This window comes from Niabella yanshanensis, from assembly GCF_034424215.1.
GTDB lineage: Bacteria > Bacteroidota > Bacteroidia > Chitinophagales > Chitinophagaceae > Niabella > Niabella yanshanensis.
In genome coordinates, this window is sequence record NZ_CP139960.1 from 4,633,559 (window position 1) to 4,655,069 (window position 21,511).

Consider the following 21,511-nt stretch of genomic DNA (forward strand, 5'->3'; position numbering starts at 1 on the left):
ATACTATGAAACTAATAAAAATATTTCCACTTGCTGTACTCCTTATTATTGGAGCAGGTATTAGTAGTTGCAGCAAGTTTCTGGAGGAAAAACCTCAGAGCTTTATTAATGCTAACAACTTTTATCAGACGGAAGCTCAGGCCGAATCTGCTGTAAACGCCTGTTATTTGAGACTTACCAATATATACAGGGGGTCACTGATGCTTATGACAGAATACACCACAGACCTGGCTTATCTTGGCGCAGGCGGTGTTGACGAATCTTTTGGAATATCTCCTTCTAACCCCGGATTCGGGGATGATATGTGGACCAATCCCTACAGTGGTATTATGATCTGCAATGCTACTATTGCCGGTATCCAAAATGCAACAGCTATTGACCCTGCCAAGAAGCCTGCATTGATTGGTGAAGCAGTTACTTTGCGTGCATTATATTATTATATACTTACCTGTACCTTTAAGGATGTTCCTTACTATACAGCCGATGCAAGTGCCAGTTTTGATGCGCTGATGGATGTAGCACAAATGGGCAGGATGCCGGCTGCGGCTACCAGGGATAGTTTGATCGCTGATCTTCAGAAATGGGCTCCCAGCCTGCCACAAACAAAAAGCTCTTCGATTGCGAATAATAGAATAGGTGCTCCCTTAGCGTACATGCTGATTGGCAAGCTGGCGCTCTGGAACAAAAGATGGGATGTATGTGTTGATGCCATGCAAAAAATAAAGACGATCTACGGGGCGCTGTCACAGTACCCCTTAACTGATACCTGGTTTCGATATAAAAACAGGCCCGAATCTATTTTTGAAGTACAGTACTCGGGAACGATTAAAATTTCCAATGTTGCCACGCAGTTAACGCCGGCAAGGGCTTCCGGAACTTCTTCTGTCTATGATGGCGTTAACATTCCTGAGCTGGGCACTACTACCACTACATTTACTGCAGCTACACCTTCCGGCTATTTTACTTCGCTTTATGACACTACAGACCCAAGAAGGAATACAACGCTGGCTTATACCTGGAACGGAGTATGGTTCAACCGTCCCAAATCTAATAATTATACAGGCAAACCATGGCCGGGTCCCAAATTCTGGTGCCCTAACATGAGTTTGCAACAGGATAATAATAACCAGAAAGTTTTTCGTTATGCCGATGCCCTGCTGATGTTGGCCGAGGCAGCTAATGAAAATGGAGACCAGGAAACAGCAATGTCTGCTATCAACGAAGTAAAAGCCAGAGCTAAGGCGGGCTTTGTGTTGGCCAGCTATCCGGGTAAAGCGGCGTTTTTAGAAGAGCTGAAAAAAGAGCGTGCAAGAGAACTTTTTGGTGAGTATGGCCGCAAATGGGATTTAGTGCGTTGGGGCGATTTCTTTAAAAGCGTAAGCGCCACTACCGCTAATGAAGTGGCAGCTATTAAAACAAATCTGCGTGCTTACCATGAGTACTACCCCATACCGCAAGCAGAGGTGGAACGTTCAGGCGGCATATTGACTAATGATGCATACAATAAATAAAAACGACAATTTATGAACCGAATAATATTAGCTCTTGTTGCAGGCATGCTCCTGGTAACAGGTTGCCAAAAAGAGGATACAACTTTTAATACCGATCTGGCGCTTGACTCAAGGTTTATAATCCTGAATGCCCCGGCTGATACTACTAAGATTGTGGTGTATTCAGATCATAACTGGACGATGGAGAATAGAGACAACGCACCCTGGGTGATTGTGCAGAAGGGATCAGGTTCCGGTACCGCCTATGCGATAGTCGAAGTACCCGCTAATACCGATGATTATCCGCGCGCCGCAACATTGGTTTTTAAGGCTGCCGGAAAAATGGATACACTTAAGCTTGGACAGAGAGGTTTGATTACTCCCAAAATAGCGATCACAGCGACTGCTGTAGCTCCGGGTGTGGCCGGCGGAACTGTTTCCACGGGTATCGATGCCAGCTTACCCCTGAATAAGATGAACCTGGGTTATAGTGGAGACGGTAATACATGGATCTCTGATCTGGAAATCATCGATAATCAGCTCATCTTTAATGTGGCGCCTAATTCAACGGCTGCAGCCCGTACAACAAAGATCTACCTGAACTATGTAGATCTGCTGGGGACCATAGCGCGCGATTCGTTGTCAGTAAACCAGGCAAAGCCTTAAGGTAACAAAGAGCTGGTATTGGCGCTTAAAACGCTATTTAATACTTTTAAGGATGAAAAAAATAATAATTTTACTGGTCTCCGTTATTGTTTCGTGTGCGTTACATGCACAACAGCCCGCAAGGCCATCGCTGGTATATACCGATGGTTTTGACCTGAATCTGGTCGGGCAGGCTTTTCCCCTTTCCAAAAGCTATCATCGGATCGATACGGCGCTGTATCCGGAATTTCCGCCTGTCATTAAAAGATTGCTGACGCATTCGGCCGGGCTGGTGATCAGCTTTAAAACTAATAGCCCGCGTATTACGGCTAAATGGTGTGTAACGGATTCAAAGCCTGGAAACAACATGACGCCCATCATGAATAAAGGCCTCGATCTGTATATCAAACGGGATGGCGTATGGGAATTTGCGGGAGTAGGACGTCCGGAGGGAGCTTGCAACGAGTATGTGTTAGTGCAGCATATGAACAAAGCCGAGAAGGAGTGCCTGCTATACCTGCCCCTATATGACAAAGTGAAAAGTTTATCCGTTGGGATCGATAGCGGTTACCAGATTACTAAAGGTGAAAATCCTTATACGAAGAAGAAAGTGGCTTTGTATGGTTCCAGTATTACGCAGGGGGCATCTGCCAGCAGGCCGGGAATGGCTTACCCGGCAAGACTTTCAAGAGATATGGGCATTGACTTTATCAACCTGGGTTTAAGCGGAAACGGTAAAATGGAAAAGGTAGTTGCCAATATGGTGGCAACCATCCGGGCGGATGCTTTTGTCCTGGATTGTTTTGCCAATCCCAGTCCTGAAGAAATTACACAGCGAACAGCATATATGGTGAAAGCGATCAGGGCAGCGCATCCGGCTGCGCCGATTATACTGGTACAAACCGGTCCACGCGAAAGCGGCAATTTTGATTCGGTGATCAACCAGGTGGTCCGGTTAAAAAATGAAAACACAAGGATTGAATTCGAAAAGCTGAAAAAAGAAGGCGTTCAAAACCTGTATCTCATCAGGGGAGACGAGCTCTTAGGACGCGATCATGAAGGTACAACGGATGGTGTTCATCCCAATGACCTGGGATTTGACCGCATGCTACAGGTAATCAAACCAGAAATGGCCAAAATACTTCAATAAACATTTTTATTTCAATTGTATGTCAAAAAAAATTTTTTATTTAACAGTACTGCTGTTTTGCAGCTGCCTGTTTCATTCAAAAGCCCGGAGCCAGTCCACTCCACAACGATTGAGCCTTGGTTTTTCCATTGGACTGGATAAGATCACTCCTGAAATACTAACCAAAGCAAAAGCTAATAGTATTGACTATATCGAAACGTCTATCAATCGCTATATAGATAGTGCCGGTAATTTCCTGTTGACCGACGCTGAAATGATCAACAAGGTAAAAGCAGCAAAAAAAATGGCTGATGATGCAGGAATACAAATATGGTCGATACATATGCCTTTTGGCCGGCTGATTGATATTTCCCTGTCAGATAGCGCAGGACGCCTGAGGGCATTGGGGCTGCATAAAAAAGTATTGGGCTTTTGCAAGATCTTAAAACCAAAGATCATCTTATTTCATCCCAGCTGGTTCCTGGGGCTTAATGAAAGGGAGTTTCGGAAGGCGCAGATGATAAAATCGGCTGTAGAATTAAATGCAGCAGTTAAAGCCATTAATGCTACGATGGTCGTAGAGAATATGTTCGGCCCGGAATTATTGCGCGATAAAACACGGGAACGTCCACTTTTTCGTACAGTGGGGGAGTCTGTAGAAATGATGAACAGGCTTCCCGCTGATATTTACTCGGCAATAGATCTGAATCATATAAAACACCCTGAGAAACTGATCTATGCCATGGGGCCACGCCTCAAGACCTTGCATGTGGCAGATGGTACCGATAAGGCAGAAAATCATTTCTTCCCCTGTAGCGGGCAGGGGCATAACGACTGGATAGCTATCTTAACGGCCATTAATGCTGTAGGATACAAAGGCCCGTTTATGTATGAATGCAAGTATAAGGACGTTATCGAGTTTAAAACCTGTTATGAAAGTTTGTATCAGGCATTTATACAATCTATGAACAAAGCGGAAAATAAGTAAGGATCCGATTAAAAAAATATGAAAAATAAAATAATTTTTTCCTGGTTACTGGTATTGGGTACAATGGTAACAATGGCGCAATCTCCGGATGGGCTGCCGCTGAAATTAAGAGTGGGTTCTTATAATGTCGGTCACTTTAACCAGGGTATGAAAGGTGGACTGGAAGCGAAGGGTAAGGAATATTATCCCAACAATAAGGAAGTGACAAGCGGTTATATAAAAAAAGAGCTGCAGCGTTGGAAAAAATGGATAGGGGAGCAAAGCCTTGATATTTTTGCAGTACAGGAATGGAATTATTATTTTGACCGGGATAGTATGTTTATTGCGGGTGACGAATTGCTAAAACCCTACTATGACAATATTTATTTTGGTGATGCACATAGCTGGATCTACAATGGTATTGCGACGAATTATAAACTAACCAATCTTAGGAAGAAGTATTGGTTCCAGGATTACTATGCATTGATTGGTGATCTCAAAGTGGGTAGCCAGACGATCCAGGTGATATCGATGCATATTCCCTGGCAGAAGGAGGAACATGCCGCTGCATTGGACTCGATCACTTCAGAATTGGAGAAGTATAAATATTTTATTTGTTTTGGAGACACGAACGCTTCTGACGCTGAAATCCTGGATTTCAAAAAATCTGGTTTTAATATTGCCAATGGGGGGCCGCAGGGCTGGTTTCCTACCAGCTCTACGGTGATATTAGATCGTATGACGGATGGCCCCGATCGTCATATTGATAATATTATTACCAGTAAGAACATCAAGATCATGAATGTTTCGGCGCCCCACACTACTTTAAACGACCAGGATCACCTGCCCATATTAGCAGATGTTCTTATTACCTGGTAGTCTGAACGGCCAGGCATTCAATAAGTGGCCAACCGACACGGCAGGACAGTTGTATATAATTTATGGATATTTTTGTTGGCAGGGTGTTGGTTGAATGTTTCGATATCAATGCCCCGTTTGGTTGCTCACAATTATACGATTGTCATATATGCACAGGATCTTTTTGTTAATCGCTTTAATATTAACGCAGTCTGGTAATGCCCAGCCACCATCAAATTTAACCACCGATTTGCTGGAACATACGGACAGAGTTTTTTTAGATGGCTATTTGACTACGCTTTCGTTACCTGAAACCCGCACAGCCATTGAACGTTACCAGGTTCCGGCTATAAGGAATGCCAAGCCCTGTTTGGGTTGGGTAATGAATAATGAAACGCCCAATACGGTGCAGACCGCCTATCGTATATTGATGGCGTCCAGCTGGGAAAAGCTGATTAAGGATGAAGCAGATGTGTGGGATAGCAGGAAGACCGAAAGCAATAACTCCATTGCTGTTCGTTATGATGGTAGGGCATTAGAGCCCTCAACAGTATATTACTGGAAAGTAAAGACATGGGACAATCACGGACAAGAGAGTGTATTCTCCCCCATAAAAAGCTTTATTACCGCCTCTAAACTGGATGGTAAAACGGCAACTTATCCATTACAAATAACGGATGAATATCCTGTGCAACTATTGCAGGATACAAAGACCCGAACTTTTGTAGATTTTGGCAGAGCGGCTTTTGGAAAACTAAAGCTTACACTGAGTTCCAAAACCGGCACAGATACAGTAATTGTTCATTTGGGTGAGCATAGTAACGGATCAAAGGTTGATCGTAAACCCGGGGGGACCATTCGTTACGCCGTTTATAAATTGCCATTGATGGCCGGCCAGCATACTTATACCATTAAGTTCAGACCAGATCCCCGGAATACGTTGCCGAAGGGTAATGAAAGCGGTGTTGATCCGGTATTGATGCCTGGGTATATAGGAGAAGTGTATCCGTTTCGCTATTGTGAGCTGGAAAACTATTCAGGAAAGGTTAAAGACCAGGATGTCGTGCGACAAAGCGTTCATTATCCTTTTAATGACAATGCTGCCACATTTTATTCTTCAGATTCCGTTTTGAATAAGGTTTGGGAGCTTTGTAAATACTCTATTAAAGCAACGTCTTTTTTAGGAGTCTATGTAGATGGCGACAGGGAACGTATCCCTTACGAAGCAGATGCATTGATCAATCAAATGGGACATTATTATACCGACCGGGAATTTTCGATGGCACGCCATTCTAATGAGTACCTGATTTATAACGCAACCTGGCCAACCGAATGGAATCTGCAAACCCTGATAATGGCCTGGGCCGATTACATGCATACAGGCAACCGGCAATCTATCACCAAATGTTATGATGATCTAAGAGCTAAAACATTAATGGCGCTGAAAGAAGAAAATGGGTTAATATCATCCAGGACAGGGAAGCTAAGTCCTGAATTTTATAAAAGCATTCACTTTAAAGGAAAGAATTTCAGGGACATTGTTGATTGGCCACAAACGGGTATCGTAGGTGCTGAGAAGCAGGAGCCTGGCGAATCTGATGGATATGTGATGACTACATATAATACAGTGGTGAACGCCTATCATTACGAAGCGCTGCAATTAATGAGCCGGATAGCTGGTGTATTAGGAAACATCGCGGATCAGCAGTTATACAGGGCCGAGGCCGAAAAAGTAAAGAAGCAATTTAATGCGCTTTTACTGAATGTTAAAACCGGCATTTATAAAGATGGTATTGACACGGAGCATAGTTCACTGCACGCGAATATGTTTCCCATGGCTTTTGGAATGGTGCCGGAGAAGAACAGGCAGGCCGTTTCCGATTTTATAAAATCCAGGAAAATGGCCTGTAGTGTGTACGGCTCTCATTTTTTACTGGAAGCTATTTACAATGCCAATGATGCTGCGTATGGCCTCGAACTATTGGCATCTACGATGGAACGGAGCTGGTATAATATGATAAGAGTTGGTTCAACCGTTACATTGGAAGCATGGGATAATAAATACAAGCCCAACCAAGACTGGAATCACGCTTGGGGCGCTGCTCCCGCACATTTGATTCCGCGAAGGTTTTTCGGCATAGAGCCCATAGAGCCTGGTTTTTCTAAAGTGCGCATCAGGCCGCAGCCCGCCGGTGTTAAAGAAGCAGCTATAAAAGTGCCGACCATTCGTGGAGATATAACTGCCTTATTTACTAATCAGCCAGGCGAAAGCTTTTTATTGGAAGTGAACCTTCCTGCTAATACAACTGGCGAGATATGGCTGCCCTTGACAGGAAAGAAAAGTAAATTGCTGTTGGATGGCAAAGAACGGCAATTTAAAAAGCATGGAGCTTTTGCGATCATCAATGCCGGATCGGGCAAGCATAGCCTTATCATAAAAAATGCCGGTCGGTAATTGTTAGGTGTTACTTTTTTTTTAATGCATTAGTGTGGGTGGTTAACTTAAGTGGGAGCTATTCGTTTCAGGTTTATTGAAGTGGCTAAAGGAGAGATCACTATTTTTCGTAGCTTGCTGTTTTTCCGGGCTTATTGAAACGTAAATATATCTGAAACCCCAATGAAAGTTAACCCACTCATCGTATATAAAGACATCTCGTCGCCCGTTGGATTGATCAGGTTGATAGCATCCAATAGGGGTTTAATGGCCGTTTTATGGGAAGGGGAAGATTATACAAGAACTAAATTGCCTGGCGCTGTTAAGGACGAAGAAGATGCCATACTGGTGGCAGCGCAAAAACAGCTCAAAGAATATTTTGCAAAAGAAAGAAAGGTGTTCGACATACCGCTCGATCTGCAGGGGACTGAATTCCAGTTAAGCGTTTGGAAAGCATTATTGGATATTCCTTACGGCACTACACAAACCTACAGCGGGCTTGCCCGTCAGCTGGGAGACAGTAAAGCAGTACGGGCCGTAGGAGGTGCGCTAAATAAAAACCCTGTTGCGATCATTGTGCCCTGCCACAGGGTAGTAGGTGCATCAGGCAAGCTCGTGGGTTTTGCAGGTGGTCTTGGAAACAAATCAATTTTATTGGGTATAGAAAATGGCCATAAAATGCCGACACTTTTTTAATCTCCGGCTATATGATAAGAGGAAAATCAAAAGATTTAATCGTAGTGGCGCCCGCATTTAACAGCAGTAATTACCAGGAGATATGTAAGTGGCTGGCCGGCCGGGACAATGACCTGAAGGTAATACTGGATACGCATGGTTATCCTCCTATGTGGACAAGGGAAAATAATTTTGAGTCGTTGGTGCATATTATCCTGGAGCAGCAGGTTTCACTGGCTTCCGCCCTGGCGGCATTGAATAAATTAAAAGAAAAGTTAGGGTACATTACCCCCGAATCCATACTGGGTCTTACTGATGAAGAAATGAGGGCCTGCTTTGTAAGCCGGCAGAAAATGGGTTATATAAGAGGACTGGCTGTGTCTATAAAAAATAAAGAAATTGATTTAGAAGCTTTTGCTGTCATGCCGGATGAAGAAGTGCGCAACAGTTTGGTTGCTTTCAAAGGAATTGGTAACTGGACTGTTGATGTTTACCTGATGTTTTCCCTTCAACGGGCAGATATTTTCCCGGTTGGTGATCTTGCTGCTGTAAACGCATTAAAACGATTAAAGCGGCTGGATCTTTCAACAACTAAGGAAGCTATTCTGTCAATCACCGAAACCTGGAAGCCGTTTCGGACGGTAGCCAGTATGATGCTCTGGCATTACTATTTGTCCAATACCAGAAAAAAGAGCATGCCGGTTTGATCAGGAATATATTTAGAAAATATTGAACGGATTACCTAAAACGATAACGCTGACCGGTCAGATTGAGGTATACAAAAGCTAACCACTGTATTAGGTCCCCTTTGTATTGTTTTCCTTCGAGTCAATGACAGGATTTAGAAACAGGAAGTGAATGTAGATAGTACTGGTGTTTATTGGAAGACTCTTTGCCCGCAATATAATATAAACAACTTTGAAGGCGCGGATACTCTTATGCGTATCACACAGATAGATCTTGACGGAAATTTTACAGTGAGAGCGACTAATAATTAAATTAGTATTCGTGGTAGGTACTGCGGATAAGCTGCTGGTAGGAATGTATAAATGCCGAAAACTCATTTGCCGTTGTTGGATCCGTTAGTATTCCCTGCGAGCTTATTTTTCCTTTTATTCCCTGTATCAGTAACATGCTGTCTTCGTTAAATACAGCCATTAGTGTTTTCATGATCAACTGAAGCTCTTTATGTGCTTTTTTTCCGTTGGCCGAAGCTGTAATAATGCCTAACGGTTTACCGGAGAAGACAGTAGTTGCAACACACCATTCCAGGGCATTTTTTAATCTGCTGGGGATACTGAAGATATATTCGGGTGTACAGATAATAACTCCATCAGCCAGTTCGATTTTTTTTCTGAAATGAACAACTGTTGCCGGCACCCGATCAACTGTCAATGCAGGATCAAAATGAGGGAGTTCCTGCAGCCCATCAAAAATGGAAATATTGAAATCTTCGTTAACCTGTGCTGAAAAATGCTCTACCAGTTTTTGATTCGAGGAAGATGTGCTTGCGCTGCCAATAATGGCGAGGATTTCAAATTTTTTCAAAACCAGGAGTTGTTGATGATAAATAATATTTGCGGTAATCGCGCAACCATGGTTGGTTTTTATGTACCATTAAGAACAAATATATAAGATACCCGGGTATAATACCTGGTTTAAAATAACGGAAACATGTAACTGGGATAAAATCGGTGCTGCGTTGATTGCTGTTAGCCGCGTTCCTGCATATTAAATACCGTTCCCGCCGGGTCCATGATCCAATGCATATTGGAAGGCAGGGCTTCGATATCATCGCAGGCGTTCACATTGTTGGCTTTTAAATACTCCGTAGCCGCATCAATATCCGGCACCGTTAATTGCAGCCAGGTTTCCGAGTGAGTGTAATTATCCACGCAATCCAGCCATAACACATTATGCCCGAAAACAACCTTATGAGTTCTCGAAACAGTGGGGTTTTGAATAGGCTGCTCTTCCACTTCCAGCTTCAGAATATCCCGGTAAAATGACACGGTTTGCTCATATTGGTGTTTGGGTATTTTAACAGCGATATTTATTCCTGCCTGAAAATTGATATCCATTATTCAAGTTTTAATAGGCCGCTTTACCGCCTGTTTTATTTAAATCGGTTGGACGCATTAAAATTAAAGAGGCTTGAAACAAAACCGCTTGTCATGGGGCAAGAAATCAATTTTAAGCGAAGTGTAAAAAAAGACCACAAGTTTTTGCTCTAAAAAGTATTAGCTTCTTTGCCACCGTTGTTTTTATCAATACATTTATTAAAAAATTGAGAGACTCAGCCCGGTCGAACAATGTATTTTATGAATTGTTAAGAGTTCAATGACGCTATTTATGGATTTTAAGCTTATTCTGAGGGAGATCAGTAGCTATGTAGCTGATTATTTTAGGGATCATGGCTCCGAAGAGCTCCTGTACCATAATTACGAGCATACTGCTTCAGTGGCCACGGCGGCTGCCGAATTGAATGCGCATTATGGCCTACCAGAGCAGGAGGATTTTGTGGTTCGGGCAGCTGCATGGTTTCATGACCTGGGTTATCTCGTAGACCCGGATAATCATGAGGCTGCCAGCGTGGTACTGGCAGAGAATTTTTTAAAGGAAAAACAGGTTACATCCGTCATTATAGAAGAAGTGAAAGATTGTATACTGGCCACGCGGATGCCCCAAAAGCCCAAAAACCTGCTGCAACAAATTGTTTGTGATGCAGATATGTCGCACTTTTCAACCGATTCTTTTGCAGAAAAAAGTAAACAGCTACGCAAGGAACTGCAAACACGCTGCGGCCTGGCTATTAGCAAAAATGCCTGGCGCCACCAAACGATCTGTCTCCTGGAAGTGCACCAGTATCATACCGATTATGCAAGAGCGCACTGGAACGTCAAAAAAATGGAAAATCTGGAAGACCAGTTGAAAAGAGATAAAAAATCAAAAGAGGAGGAAACCGCCGGGATCGATGAGAGTGGCGCCAAAAAGAAAAAAGGCAATGGAGATCGCCCTGAGAAGGGAATTGAAACCATGTTTCGCATTACTTCCACCAATAACCAGCGTCTTAGCGATATGGCGGATAAAAAAGCTGATATTTTGATCACTGTAAATTCAATACTATTGTCAGCCATATTAAGTTTGCTCATCCGTAAATTAGAAAGCAATACGCATTTGGTCATACCGACTATCATTATCCTGGTAGTATCTGCGGTTACCCTTATCTATGCCATCCTGGCTACACGCCCGAAAATTCCCAGCGGGGTTTTTAACCAGCAGGATGTTGAAAATAAAGATGTTAACCTCCTTTTCTTTGGCAATTTTTATAAAATGAATTTTGAAGACTACAAAAAGGGGATGTGGAAAGTAATGGAAGACCGGGAGTTTTTATATGGCTCACTTGTAAAAGATGTGTATTCGCAAGGTATTGTGCTGGGCCGTAAGTATAAATTGTTACGCGTTGCCTACAATGTGTTCATGTTTGGACTAATGACCGCCATTATTGCTTTTGTGATCGCTATTTTTTCTATTGTATAAAAGACAGTAATGGAGTTAAAAGGACGTGATTTTAGCTGGCTTGAATTTAATGAGCGTTTGCTGTATGAAGCGGCGGATAACACCGTACCCCTCGCAGAGCGCTTAAAGTTCCTGTCTATATACTCCTCCAACCTGGATGAGTTTTCTAGGGTTCGTATTCCTACTATTATCGCCCTGGGAAAGGTACAAAAACAGAGTAAAGCAGATAATGCGGCCATTATTTCGGGTATCATCAACGGGCAGCAGGAGCGGTTCGGCCAGATTGTGAAGACTGTAAAAGAGGACCTAAAAAAGAACGGTGTTTTTATAGTATATAATGAGCCGATACCGGCCATCGTCTTAAAAGAGGTGACGGATTACTTTTTTGCTCACATCGCAGCCTTCCTGAGGATTGCTTATCCACAGTCTGCGGGTGATTTTTTCCCGGAGAACAATCATATTTATCTGGCAGCAGAACTTAAAAATGAAAATAGCAAACAATTAGCCGTTATAGCTATTCCCTCTGATCATTTACAGCGGTTTTTCTCTCTGAAAAAAGACGGTGTTCAATATGTGATCTTTATCGATGATATAATAAGGACGCAATTACCTCATTTATGGCCGGGTATTACGGTGGATGCGGCTTATAGTTTTAAAGTTACCCGTGATGCCGAAATTGACCTGGATGATGAATACAAAGGCAACCTGGCGCAGAAGATTGCGGCGCAAATAGCGAAGCGTGATTTTGGGTTAGTGACCCGGCTCCTGTATAATGCTGCCATGCCCGATGCGCTGTTGCAGCAATTGGTGCGCAGCCTGGGTTTGCAAAATGCAATGATCATGCCCGGCGGTGTTTACCATAATCTGAAGGATCTTTCAGCGATTCCGGTTAAGGACGCCGCTTTAAAGGATGAGCCCTGGCCTGCCTTATTGTATCCTTTACCCGCGACAACTTTACTGGAAAGTATCAGCAGGCAGGATATATTACTGCATCTGCCGTTTCATAATTATGATATGGTACTGCGCTTCTTTAACGAAGCAGCACTCGATAGAACTGTTACAGAGATCAGCATGACCATGTATCGCATATCGGGAACGTCGAAGATTGCAGAGGCCCTGATCACGGCGGCGCTGAGCGGTAAAAAAGTAACCGTTTTTGTTGAGCTGAAAGCCCGGTTTGATGAAGCCAATAATATTACCTGGGCCAGGAAAATGAAAGCGGCGGGTATCCGTATTATTTATAGTATCCCTCAAATGAAAGTGCATGCCAAAGTTGTTTTGGTGAAAAGAAAATATGAAGGTCACTGGCAATACCTGGGGCTCCTGGGTAGTGGTAATTTTAATGAAGTGACCGCCCGTTTTTATACCGACCAGGTATTGATGACCAGCAATAGTAGTTTATTGAAGGATCTGGATCAGCTCTTTCAGCTATTAAAGAAGAATAAAAAATCTTTTACAGCAGATGCGTTGGTTCCTCAGCAATTACTCATTGCGCCTTTTAATTTGCAAACCCGCTTCGCCGCGTTAATCGACAGGGAAATCGATCATGCCAGAGCAGGTCGCAAGGCTGAAATTATTGTCAAGATCAATAATCTGGAAGACGAAAAAATGATCCGGAAGCTGTATGAAGCTTCTAACGCCGGGGTAGTTGTACAATTGATCGTAAGGGGCATTTGCAGATTGGTGCCTGGTGTAACAGGGCAGAGTGAGCATATTACGGTAAGAAGAATTGTAGATCGCTACCTGGAACACGGCCGTATTTTTAGATTCCGGAATAATGGCCGGGATGAGATTTATATGGGCTCGGCCGATTGGATGACCCGTAATTTATACCGTCGTATCGAAGTGTGTTTCCCGGTAGTAGATAGCAAGGTGAAAGCCTCTCTGCGCGAGGTGCTGAACATTTATTTAAGAGATAACCGTAAAGCAACATGGATTACGGTAGACGGAGCTCACCATCCTATTAATGGTAAGGGCAAAAAACTACAGGCGCAGGCGGCTATGTACCGATGGGTTAAAGAACAGTGTGAATAAAATTGAAGCAGATGAAGCAGAAAGAGTTACTTATTTTGTTATTGACAGGATGTTTTGCATTGCTGGCCTGCGGGCAGCAGGCAGAAAAAGCGTTGGCTGCACCGCCCGGTTATGATTGGTCGGTATATGAAAAAATAATATTGCCGGATGACTTACTTGAAATTTCGGGAATTGCTTTTGCGCCGGGGCGATATGACACGCTGTATGCGCAGCAGGATGAAGAAGGTGCGGTCTTTAAAGTAGGTATTCCGTCAGGGAAATATAAAAGAGTGAAATTCGGGGATGGGGGAGATTATGAAGACATTGCCGTTAAGGCCGATACCCTGCTGATACTGGAGTCTGATGGTTCTTTTTATGGATTCAAGCTCGATAGCCTCGGCGAAAAAAAAGTAAAACCTTTTGGCTACTATGCGAAGATACTGCCTAAGGGAGAATATGAAGGTCTGTTTGCAGATGCTATAACAGGGAACTATTATGCACTTTGTAAATCCTGCAAAGGTGACAAAAAAAATAAGCAGGTTACGGTTTATCAGTTAGAGTGGAGCCGGGATTCCTTAATAGTGGCAGGGCATCATGCCATTGATGTGAGTACAATAATGGCAGCTTCGGGAAAAAAGAAAGTAGCTGTTGAGCCCTCTGCATTAGCCAGGCATCCGGTGACAGGCGAATGGTATATTGTATCATCAGTGAACAAAATGCTGGCGGTAGCTAATAAACAATGGCAAGTTACAGCCACTTATCCGTTAAGCAGGAAGCTGCTGGGGCAACCTGAAGGTATTGCATTTGATGGAGCCGGTAACTTATATATCAGCAGTGAGGGCGATGAACTGCTGGCAGGGAGAATATTGAGATTTGCTTATAAGAAGCCTTAATCATGATTACACGGACACTTATTACACTCGTGGGACTTATCACTTCGACGGTACTTGCCGCGCAACCTCAACCGGTGCAGCGTGTTATATTAATTGGTGATGCAGGTGAGATCAACCATGAACAAACAACGGTGATTCCCGATGCGGCTGCTAAAGTGTTGCCAGGTATTACTTCCGTTTTTTATTTAGGAGACAATGTATATCCCAGGGGTATGGGGTTACCGGGCACTAAAGCCGAAGCTGAGGGGCAGGCGATCCTGCGTTCGCAGTTCGCACCTTTACGGGCTAAGGGGGCGCCGGTATATTTCCTTCCGGGTAATCACGATTGGGATCGCATGGGAAAACAAGGCCTGGCAAAGATCAAAGCACAGGGAGATTTTATTACTGCTCAAAACGATCCCCAACTTAAAATGATTCCCGCTAATGGCTGTCCTGATCCGGTTGAAATTTCTTTGGGCGACCAGGCGGTCGTAATCGCCTACGATTCGGAGTGGTGGCTGTTCCCCTATAATAAAGAGAACAAAGATGCCGAATGTGACTGCGATACCGAAACGGAAGTACTGGAAAAGCTGTCAGGCTTATTCTGGAAAAATAAGGACAAGCTAATCCTGCTGGCCAGTCATCACCCTTTCCGTTCTTATGGGGTCCATGGAGGAAAGTACAATTGGAAGGATCATTTGTTCCCGTTAACTACGCTTAATAAAAATATGTGGATACCCTTGCCAGGCTTGGGTTCTTTATACCCGCTGTTGCGCAAGAGTGTTTTTATGAATGCGGAAGACCTGGGCCATCCTGAATACCAGCAACTGATACAAAGGGTGGAAGCTGTTGCGGAGGGTTTTCCGAATATCATTAAAGTGGCAGGGCATGAACATGGTTTGCAATTGATCGACGATAAAGGCCTGCAGGTGGTAAGCGGTGCGGGCGCTAAAAGCACCTATGCAAAAAAAGGAAAGCACGCGCTGTTTACTGACGAAAAGCAGGGATTTGCAGTGATCGACATTTTTGCTGATAAAACATCCGGCATACAGTTCAATGTATACGGCAAGGATGGTGTTGTGCGTGAAGCTTATAAGCACACAGCAGGCTATACTGCCGGAGATAACAGCCTGCCTTCTGAAAGCAGTGGCCTTCGGGGGGATAGTATAACGGTTGCCGCAAAAGCGAAATACGATCAGGTAGGGCGTCTGCACCGCAAGATATTCGGAGAGAATTATCGTAAAGAATGGGCTGCCCCAACCAGGCTGCCCATAATACACCTGAGCCGGTTACAGGGCGGGCTAAAGCCCCTGCAAAGAGGGGGTGGTATGCAAACCGTCTCAATCAGGCTGGCAGATACCAGCGGCAAAGAGTGGGTGTTGCGCAGCGTTAATAAAGTACCTGATGCCGTATTGCCCGAAGGGCTGCGCAGCACTTTTGCGAGCGACCTGGTAGATGATTATGTAAGCGGCCAGCATCCTTATTCAGCGTTGATCATTCCCCCGCTGGCCAGCGCCATAAAAGTGCCGCATGCTTCACCGGTTATCGGAGTGGTAGCGCCTGATCCTAACCTGGGTATGTATAACCAGCTGATGGCAGGTAGTGTTGCGTTGCTGGAAGAAAGAGAGCCGGGTGGTAACTCGGATAATTCGGAAAAGTTGGTAAAAGCATTATTGAAGGATAATGATAATACTTTTAAAGCGAAGACTTTTTTCAGGGCAATGTTGCTTGACCTGTTGGTTTCGGACTGGGACCGCCACGAAGACCAATGGCGTTGGCTGAATACCAGTAATACTAAAGATAAAGATTACGCGCCGGTACCCCGTGATCGCGACCAGGTACTGAAGATCAACACCGGCATTGTACCTAAAATGATAACCCGGAGCTGGTTGATGCCAACTTTCCAGGGATTTGACAGCATAATACCGTCGGTAAAGTACTCCCTGTACAAGCATCGTTTTGTACATGCGTTTCCTGCTTTCCAATTTGCCAAAGACGAGTGGAAAGAAATGACTGCCGATTTTGTAAATAAGATGACCGACTCGGTAATCGACGTGGCCATAGCGCAGCTACCGGCTTCGTCGAGGACTATCCGTGGCGCAGCGTTGGCTGCAACTATGAAAAAAAGGCGCGATCAATTGCCCGCCGCAATGGACAGGTATTATAATTTTTATAACCAGGTAGTGGATCTGCGGCTTAGTGATAAAAATGAGCAGGTGCTTTTGGAAGACGCACCAGGTGGTGGCTTGCACCTCATTGTCAGGAAAATTAACAAGGATGGTGAGGTGAAAGGTAAGCTGGTAGACAGGGTGTATGAACCGGAAATTACGAGAGAGATCAGGCTGTATACCGGTGCAGGTACGGATACGATATCGGTTGGGCACTCCAATTCCCGTATCAAACTGCGGATGATCGGCGGAAAGGGCGATAAGCACATAGCTGTAGTACAACCTGGGCCAGGTATTCGTTTTTACAGCCAATCCGGCGGAGTTACCTATTCAGGTGATGAGAGTCGCATCCGTAAAAAGATCAGTGACGATTCTTTGCAAACAGCTTTTGTTCCTGTAAATCTATATTCTAAAACCATGCCCCTGATTACCGGGGGCTTCAACCGGGATGATGGATTGATATTGGGCGGCGGATTCAGGCATATTCAACAAAAGGGATTCAGAAAACTACCGTATAGCAGTTCACAGCAACTCCTGGTATCCGGGGCCTTTGCCACAGCAGCTTACCAGGTCAAGCTAAAGGCCGACTGGATTGAAGTGGCCGGTAAGGCCGATATTGAACTGCAGGCCTTTACCTTTGCGCCACACAATACACATAATTTCTTCGGCATTGGTAATAATACGGTGTATGATAAAACGCATGCTATTACTTATTACCGGAGCCGTTACACCATTGCTCAGGTAGATCCTTTACTGCGCTGGCGCCTGGATAAAAACGTTACCCTCCGGCTAGGGCCTTCTTTTCAGTATTACAGCATGGAAGAGGACGATAATGAAGACCGGTTTATTCTTACACAGCCCCTGTTGAGTTACGATAGCGCCGAGCTTACGCGTAGCAGATTATTTGCCGGTGCCTTGTTTTCCTATGAAAAAGATAGCCGTAATAGTAACCTGTTCCCAACAAAAGGCGGCTATTTTTCGTTACAGATTAGAGGTTATACCGGATTGAACCGTTATAGCCGGTCGCTGGTACAGGCCTTGCCGGTCATGGCTGTTTATATGCCACTGAATCATCAGTCCTCCATCATACTGGCCAATAGAACAGGAGGCGGGGTGACGTTAGGTAATGCAGCTTTCTACCAGTCAATGTTCCAGGGCGGACATGATAATTTACGGGGTTTCCGTAATTACCGGTTCGCCGGTGAGCATATGCTGTACAATAACCTGGAGCTGAGAATGCGTTTAGCGCAAATTGGCAGTTATATTCTGCCAGGTCAGTTAGGCGCTACTTTCTTCTATGATGCCGGTAAAGTATGGGCAAAAGGAGCTGATAGTGGTGAAATACACCAGGGTATCGGCGGTGGTATTTATTTTGCGCCTGCAAATATTGCAGTATTTCAATTATTGGCAGGATATTCTAAGGAAGGGTGGAACCCGCATTTCACAATGGGTTTCAGGTTTTAACTAAAACAACTCATGGATACGTTTTTACATAAATATTTGGATATTACTCAAATCAATACGAGCTTTTCCTTTGCGCCGTATTACAGGTTTTTAAAAAAAAGGATAGAAGGGACAGATGAAGTGAAAAGGCAAATGTTTCAATATTTTGCTTCACGGATAGAAGAGGCAGGCGTGCAGGAGCGGGATGTGGCGGCGGACGAAATATCTGCCTATAAAGGACTGCTGGATATTTTATATGTAAGTCTTACCAATGTAACTATCGACGGGGACAAAGATCTTTGGGGTATTACAGCGCCATTTACATCTACATTTGCGTATGGTACCCCCTCATTATATCGCTCGTTTATAGAAAAAAATACCGGCTGGCTGAAACCCGAATTTGAAGCTAACTTTAAGGAGATTGGCCTGGCGGCTCTAAAAAATATTTACCATACCATATTAGATCAGCTCTATGGTATCGCCCATCCTTCAAAAGATGAGTTTATTTACCGGTACATCGACAGTGCAACCGGCTTATACCGTTTTTTTAAGATCAATTTCGGCCACGATTTTATTGATATAAAATATAATAACGAACTGCCTGAGCTAAGTGAACGCATGATTACCAGTATTACCGAAGATGATGTTTTCGTGAGGTACATGTTGAGGAAATTACCGCTTACAGGGTTTTCCTTTCGTGGCTTTGGTGTGGTAACTATTGCCGATGTGACACAACAGCAAACCATGGTATATATCAAGGAGCGGTTGTGGAAACTGAAAGATGATGTTTCCTGTATGGAGGAAGGCTTTGAAGATCTTAGGGTAGCCGTAAAATCATTGCTGGGATCTAACAAAATTGAAATTGGCGCCATGCCGTTCATCATTATGAATAACCGGATGGTAAGGAAGGCAGGAGAAGGTCTGATTGGAGGATCCGAATTGAGTGAGCAGGAGGCGCAGACTTTTTTCAAGACATTTGAAGCGGATAGCAAGCCGGTTGTGGTTGATGATATAGCCAGTTTGGGATCCCGGTTCCCACTGGTAGAAAAAATCCTAAAAGGAACGCCGTATCGGACTTACGCTGCCATGCCTATTTTTTACCAGCAGAAAGTATATGGTGTGGTTGAATTATTTGCCACTGAGCCGGGACTGATCACAGCAGAACGCATTAAATTACTGGAGCGACTATATATAGAGCTGGCGCAACTAATGAAAGTGGGGCACGAAATGTTTGAGAACGATATCAGGGCCGTTATATCAGACCGTTTTACAGTGATTCAGCCCTCGGTTGCCTGGAAATTTGACGATGTAGCCCTGGCTTATCTTCAACAACAAAAGGTGCATGGTAAGGTGATTCAGAAGGTGCCGATTGTTTTTGAATCGGTATATCCTTTTTACGGGGCAGTAGACATTCGTAATTCTTCGCTGATCAGAAATAATGCAATCAGGGCCGACTGGCAACTGCAACTGCAATGGTTACGTAAAACAGCTAATGAACTGGCGCAATTTGATTTGCCATATGTACAGCAACTGATGCAACAGCAGATCGAATTTTTGAAAGATAATAATGTAGATCAACCCATCAGTAGCGAAACGATATCCACTTCTAATGCGTTGGATAAAGTATTGAGAAAGCTGCTGGGTACATTGAGAACCGAGCAGCCGGAAACGGCGGCGATCTGTAATGCCTACCTTAATGCAATAGATCTGGCCAATGGTTCCTGTAGTATTAACCGCCGCAACCTCGATATGTCGATGCAACAAACCATTTCCAGCATCGATATTTTACTTGATGAAATGAATAACCGGATGCAGGAGATCTATCCGGCTTATTATAATAAGTTCCGTACCGATGGTATAGAATATGATCTCTATGCAGGGCAAACCATTAGTCCGGAAAAGCCTTTCAGCAATGATCAGCTACATGAACTGCATATAATACAGCTGGAGTACATGCGCAAAGTAGCGCTGGCCAATGCTGCCCAGCAACATGCTCTTTTGGTGCCTTTGCAATCTACCCAGCTTATTTTCGTAAACAGCGATGTGATCGATATTACTTTCAGGGAGGATGAGAAACGCTTTGATGTGGAAGGAGCTTATAATATCCGGTACCAGATGATCAAAAAGCGGATCGATAAAGTGCATCTGCGCGGCTCGCAGGAGCGGCTTACGCAACCCGGTAAAATTGCTGTTGTTTACATCAATGAAGCGGATGTGGAAGACTATAAGACTTTGTTACAGCAACAGGTTAAAAAAGGATTATTTGTGAACCTGGAACATCTTCAGCTCGAAGATCTGCAGGGTATCAGCGGACTAAAAGCATTGCGCGTAACCGTTAAAGAAGATTAGTATTTAGGTACTCTCCTGGGTTTTTTCTGGCTGGCCTTCCAAACGGCTTTCGTTACAAAATGGCCCATCAGAGAGCCCAGTACCACATCGCTTGCCCAGTGCCGGTTATGGTAAATGCGGGAAGCTGCCGTAGCTGTAGCAATGGTATAAGCCAGTGGCCCTACCCATTTATGATCCTTAAATTCCAGTGCAATTAGTGTAGCCGCAGTAAAAATGGTATTGCTGTGGCCACTGGGTGATGAAGTATAACCTGGTTTTGCAAAGGGAGCAGCATAATCCCAGGACGATGAAGCGGCATCCGGGCGATTACGGCGTATCAGTTTTTTCGAAGCCGTATATATAACCGTAGAAATAGCAAGGGCCTTGGCGCCGGTAAGACCGGCAGATTCAATTTTAGGTTGTTTAGTGATAGCGCCTACTGCATACATGGCCGGGAAGAGATAAAGACCATATGTATTTCCAAAAGGTTCTACTACCCGGGCAAAACTTTCTCCAGCGTTGGAGCGGTTATGTTGCACTACATTACGGATTTCCCAGTCGGCCAGCAGCAGGGCGCCTGTTCCCGCAGCTAACAATGAAAAACGCATCCATTCTTTTTTATCCCAATGCGCCGGCCTTGAGAGGGTATAGGTGAGAGCCGGTATAAAGCTTTTAATATAATCTTTGTTCAGTTTGTAATAAGTTGCGGTATCCGTTGCGGAAATTATTGCAGAACTATCGGGCAATGCAGGATTCGGGATGGAGGAGCTATCGGTTTGTGCCTCCGCTAATTGAGTAATAAAAATGTAAATGATCAATAAACACCGTTGAAAAAGAAAGCGATCCCCCATTCCTGAAAATTTCAGCTGCAAATATACAGCATGCGCCAACACGTTATACCTGAGCCATTGTTTGAGTACCGCATTGCAGTCTCAACCAGGCAAAGTTAATATATGGTTACTCTAAGTTA

At 44.1% G+C, this 21,511-nt stretch carries 16 protein-coding genes; 13 read left to right on the forward strand and 3 right to left on the reverse strand.

All coding sequences use genetic code 11. The features are described from left to right. Positions 1 to 5 precede the first annotated feature (5 nt). The 8 genes from U0035_RS19295 to U0035_RS19330 all read left to right on the forward strand — a co-directional run bounded on the left by U0035_RS19295 (position 6) and on the right by U0035_RS19330 (position 8,905). The gene (locus tag U0035_RS19295; protein ID WP_114790579.1) at positions 6 to 1,511 is read left to right on the forward strand and encodes a RagB/SusD family nutrient uptake outer membrane protein; all 1,506 of its coding nucleotides are present in this window, start codon (positions 6 to 8) and stop codon (positions 1,509 to 1,511) included. 12 nt (positions 1,512 to 1,523) lie between these two features. Continuing rightward, positions 1,524 to 2,156: a BACON domain-containing protein gene (locus U0035_RS19300; protein WP_114790580.1), complete on the forward strand. Its 633-nt coding sequence runs from the start codon at positions 1,524 to 1,526 to the stop codon at positions 2,154 to 2,156. 52 nt (positions 2,157 to 2,208) lie between these two features. Then, the gene (locus U0035_RS19305) at positions 2,209 to 3,285 is read left to right on the forward strand and encodes an SGNH/GDSL hydrolase family protein (protein WP_114790581.1); all 1,077 of its coding nucleotides are present in this window, start codon (positions 2,209 to 2,211) and stop codon (positions 3,283 to 3,285) included. A gap of 19 nt (positions 3,286 to 3,304) precedes the next feature. Further along, positions 3,305 to 4,252 (forward strand): sugar phosphate isomerase/epimerase family protein, encoded by a 948-nt coding sequence (locus U0035_RS19310; protein WP_114790582.1) that lies wholly within the window; start codon positions 3,305 to 3,307, stop codon positions 4,250 to 4,252. Between the two features lie 18 nt (positions 4,253 to 4,270). Then, on the forward strand, positions 4,271 to 5,110 hold the full coding sequence (locus U0035_RS19315) for an exonuclease/endonuclease/phosphatase family protein (RefSeq protein WP_114790583.1): 840 nt from the start codon (positions 4,271 to 4,273) through the stop codon (positions 5,108 to 5,110). Positions 5,111 to 5,258: 148 nt separating this feature from the next. Continuing rightward, the gene (locus U0035_RS19320; RefSeq protein WP_114790584.1) at positions 5,259 to 7,544 is read left to right on the forward strand and encodes an alpha-L-rhamnosidase-related protein; all 2,286 of its coding nucleotides are present in this window, start codon (positions 5,259 to 5,261) and stop codon (positions 7,542 to 7,544) included. Positions 7,545 to 7,706: 162 nt separating this feature from the next. After that, positions 7,707 to 8,219: a methylated-DNA--[protein]-cysteine S-methyltransferase gene (locus tag U0035_RS19325; protein ID WP_114790585.1), complete on the forward strand. Its 513-nt coding sequence runs from the start codon at positions 7,707 to 7,709 to the stop codon at positions 8,217 to 8,219. Positions 8,220 to 8,230: 11 nt separating this feature from the next. Then, positions 8,231 to 8,905, forward strand: coding sequence for a DNA-3-methyladenine glycosylase family protein (locus U0035_RS19330; protein WP_114790586.1), 675 nt, complete (start codon positions 8,231 to 8,233; stop codon positions 8,903 to 8,905). A gap of 292 nt (positions 8,906 to 9,197) precedes the next feature. Here the strand turns inward: U0035_RS19330 and U0035_RS19335 are convergent, their stop codons facing one another. Further along, positions 9,198 to 9,746, reverse strand: a complete 549-nt coding sequence (locus U0035_RS19335; protein WP_211316411.1) for an NADPH-dependent FMN reductase — start codon at positions 9,744 to 9,746, stop codon at positions 9,198 to 9,200. Positions 9,747 to 9,910: 164 nt separating this feature from the next. Further along, the gene (locus tag U0035_RS19340; RefSeq protein WP_114790588.1) at positions 9,911 to 10,279 is read right to left on the reverse strand and encodes a VOC family protein; all 369 of its coding nucleotides are present in this window, start codon (positions 10,277 to 10,279) and stop codon (positions 9,911 to 9,913) included. A gap of 271 nt (positions 10,280 to 10,550) precedes the next feature. Here U0035_RS19340 and U0035_RS19345 point away from each other — a divergent pair, with 271 nt between their 5' ends. Genes U0035_RS19345 through U0035_RS19365 form a run of 5 tightly spaced genes read left to right on the forward strand, consistent with a single transcriptional unit; the run spans position 10,551 to position 20,562 of the window. Next, entirely contained in the window at positions 10,551 to 11,738 is a 1,188-nt protein-coding gene (locus U0035_RS19345) for a Pycsar system effector family protein (RefSeq protein WP_114790589.1), read from the forward strand. Positions 11,739 to 11,747: 9 nt separating this feature from the next. Further along, on the forward strand, positions 11,748 to 13,751 hold the full coding sequence (ppk1, locus tag U0035_RS19350; protein WP_114790590.1) for a polyphosphate kinase 1: 2,004 nt from the start codon (positions 11,748 to 11,750) through the stop codon (positions 13,749 to 13,751). An 11-nt stretch (positions 13,752 to 13,762) separates the two neighbouring features. Then, positions 13,763 to 14,623, forward strand: a complete 861-nt coding sequence (locus U0035_RS19355; protein WP_114790591.1) for an SdiA-regulated domain-containing protein — start codon at positions 13,763 to 13,765, stop codon at positions 14,621 to 14,623. A 2-nt stretch (positions 14,624 to 14,625) separates the two neighbouring features. Beyond that, positions 14,626 to 18,234, forward strand: a complete 3,609-nt coding sequence (locus U0035_RS19360) for a BamA/TamA family outer membrane protein (RefSeq protein ID WP_114790592.1) — start codon at positions 14,626 to 14,628, stop codon at positions 18,232 to 18,234. A gap of 12 nt (positions 18,235 to 18,246) precedes the next feature. Then, positions 18,247 to 20,562: a GAF domain-containing protein gene (locus U0035_RS19365; RefSeq protein WP_114790593.1), complete on the forward strand. Its 2,316-nt coding sequence runs from the start codon at positions 18,247 to 18,249 to the stop codon at positions 20,560 to 20,562. On the opposite strand, the gene U0035_RS19370 is transcribed toward U0035_RS19365, so the two are convergent. Then, positions 20,559 to 21,359, reverse strand: coding sequence for a phosphatase PAP2 family protein (locus tag U0035_RS19370; protein ID WP_162817831.1), 801 nt, complete (start codon positions 21,357 to 21,359; stop codon positions 20,559 to 20,561). The two genes, U0035_RS19365 and U0035_RS19370, sit on opposite strands and share 4 nt — an antisense overlap. Positions 21,360 to 21,511 lie beyond the last annotated feature (152 nt).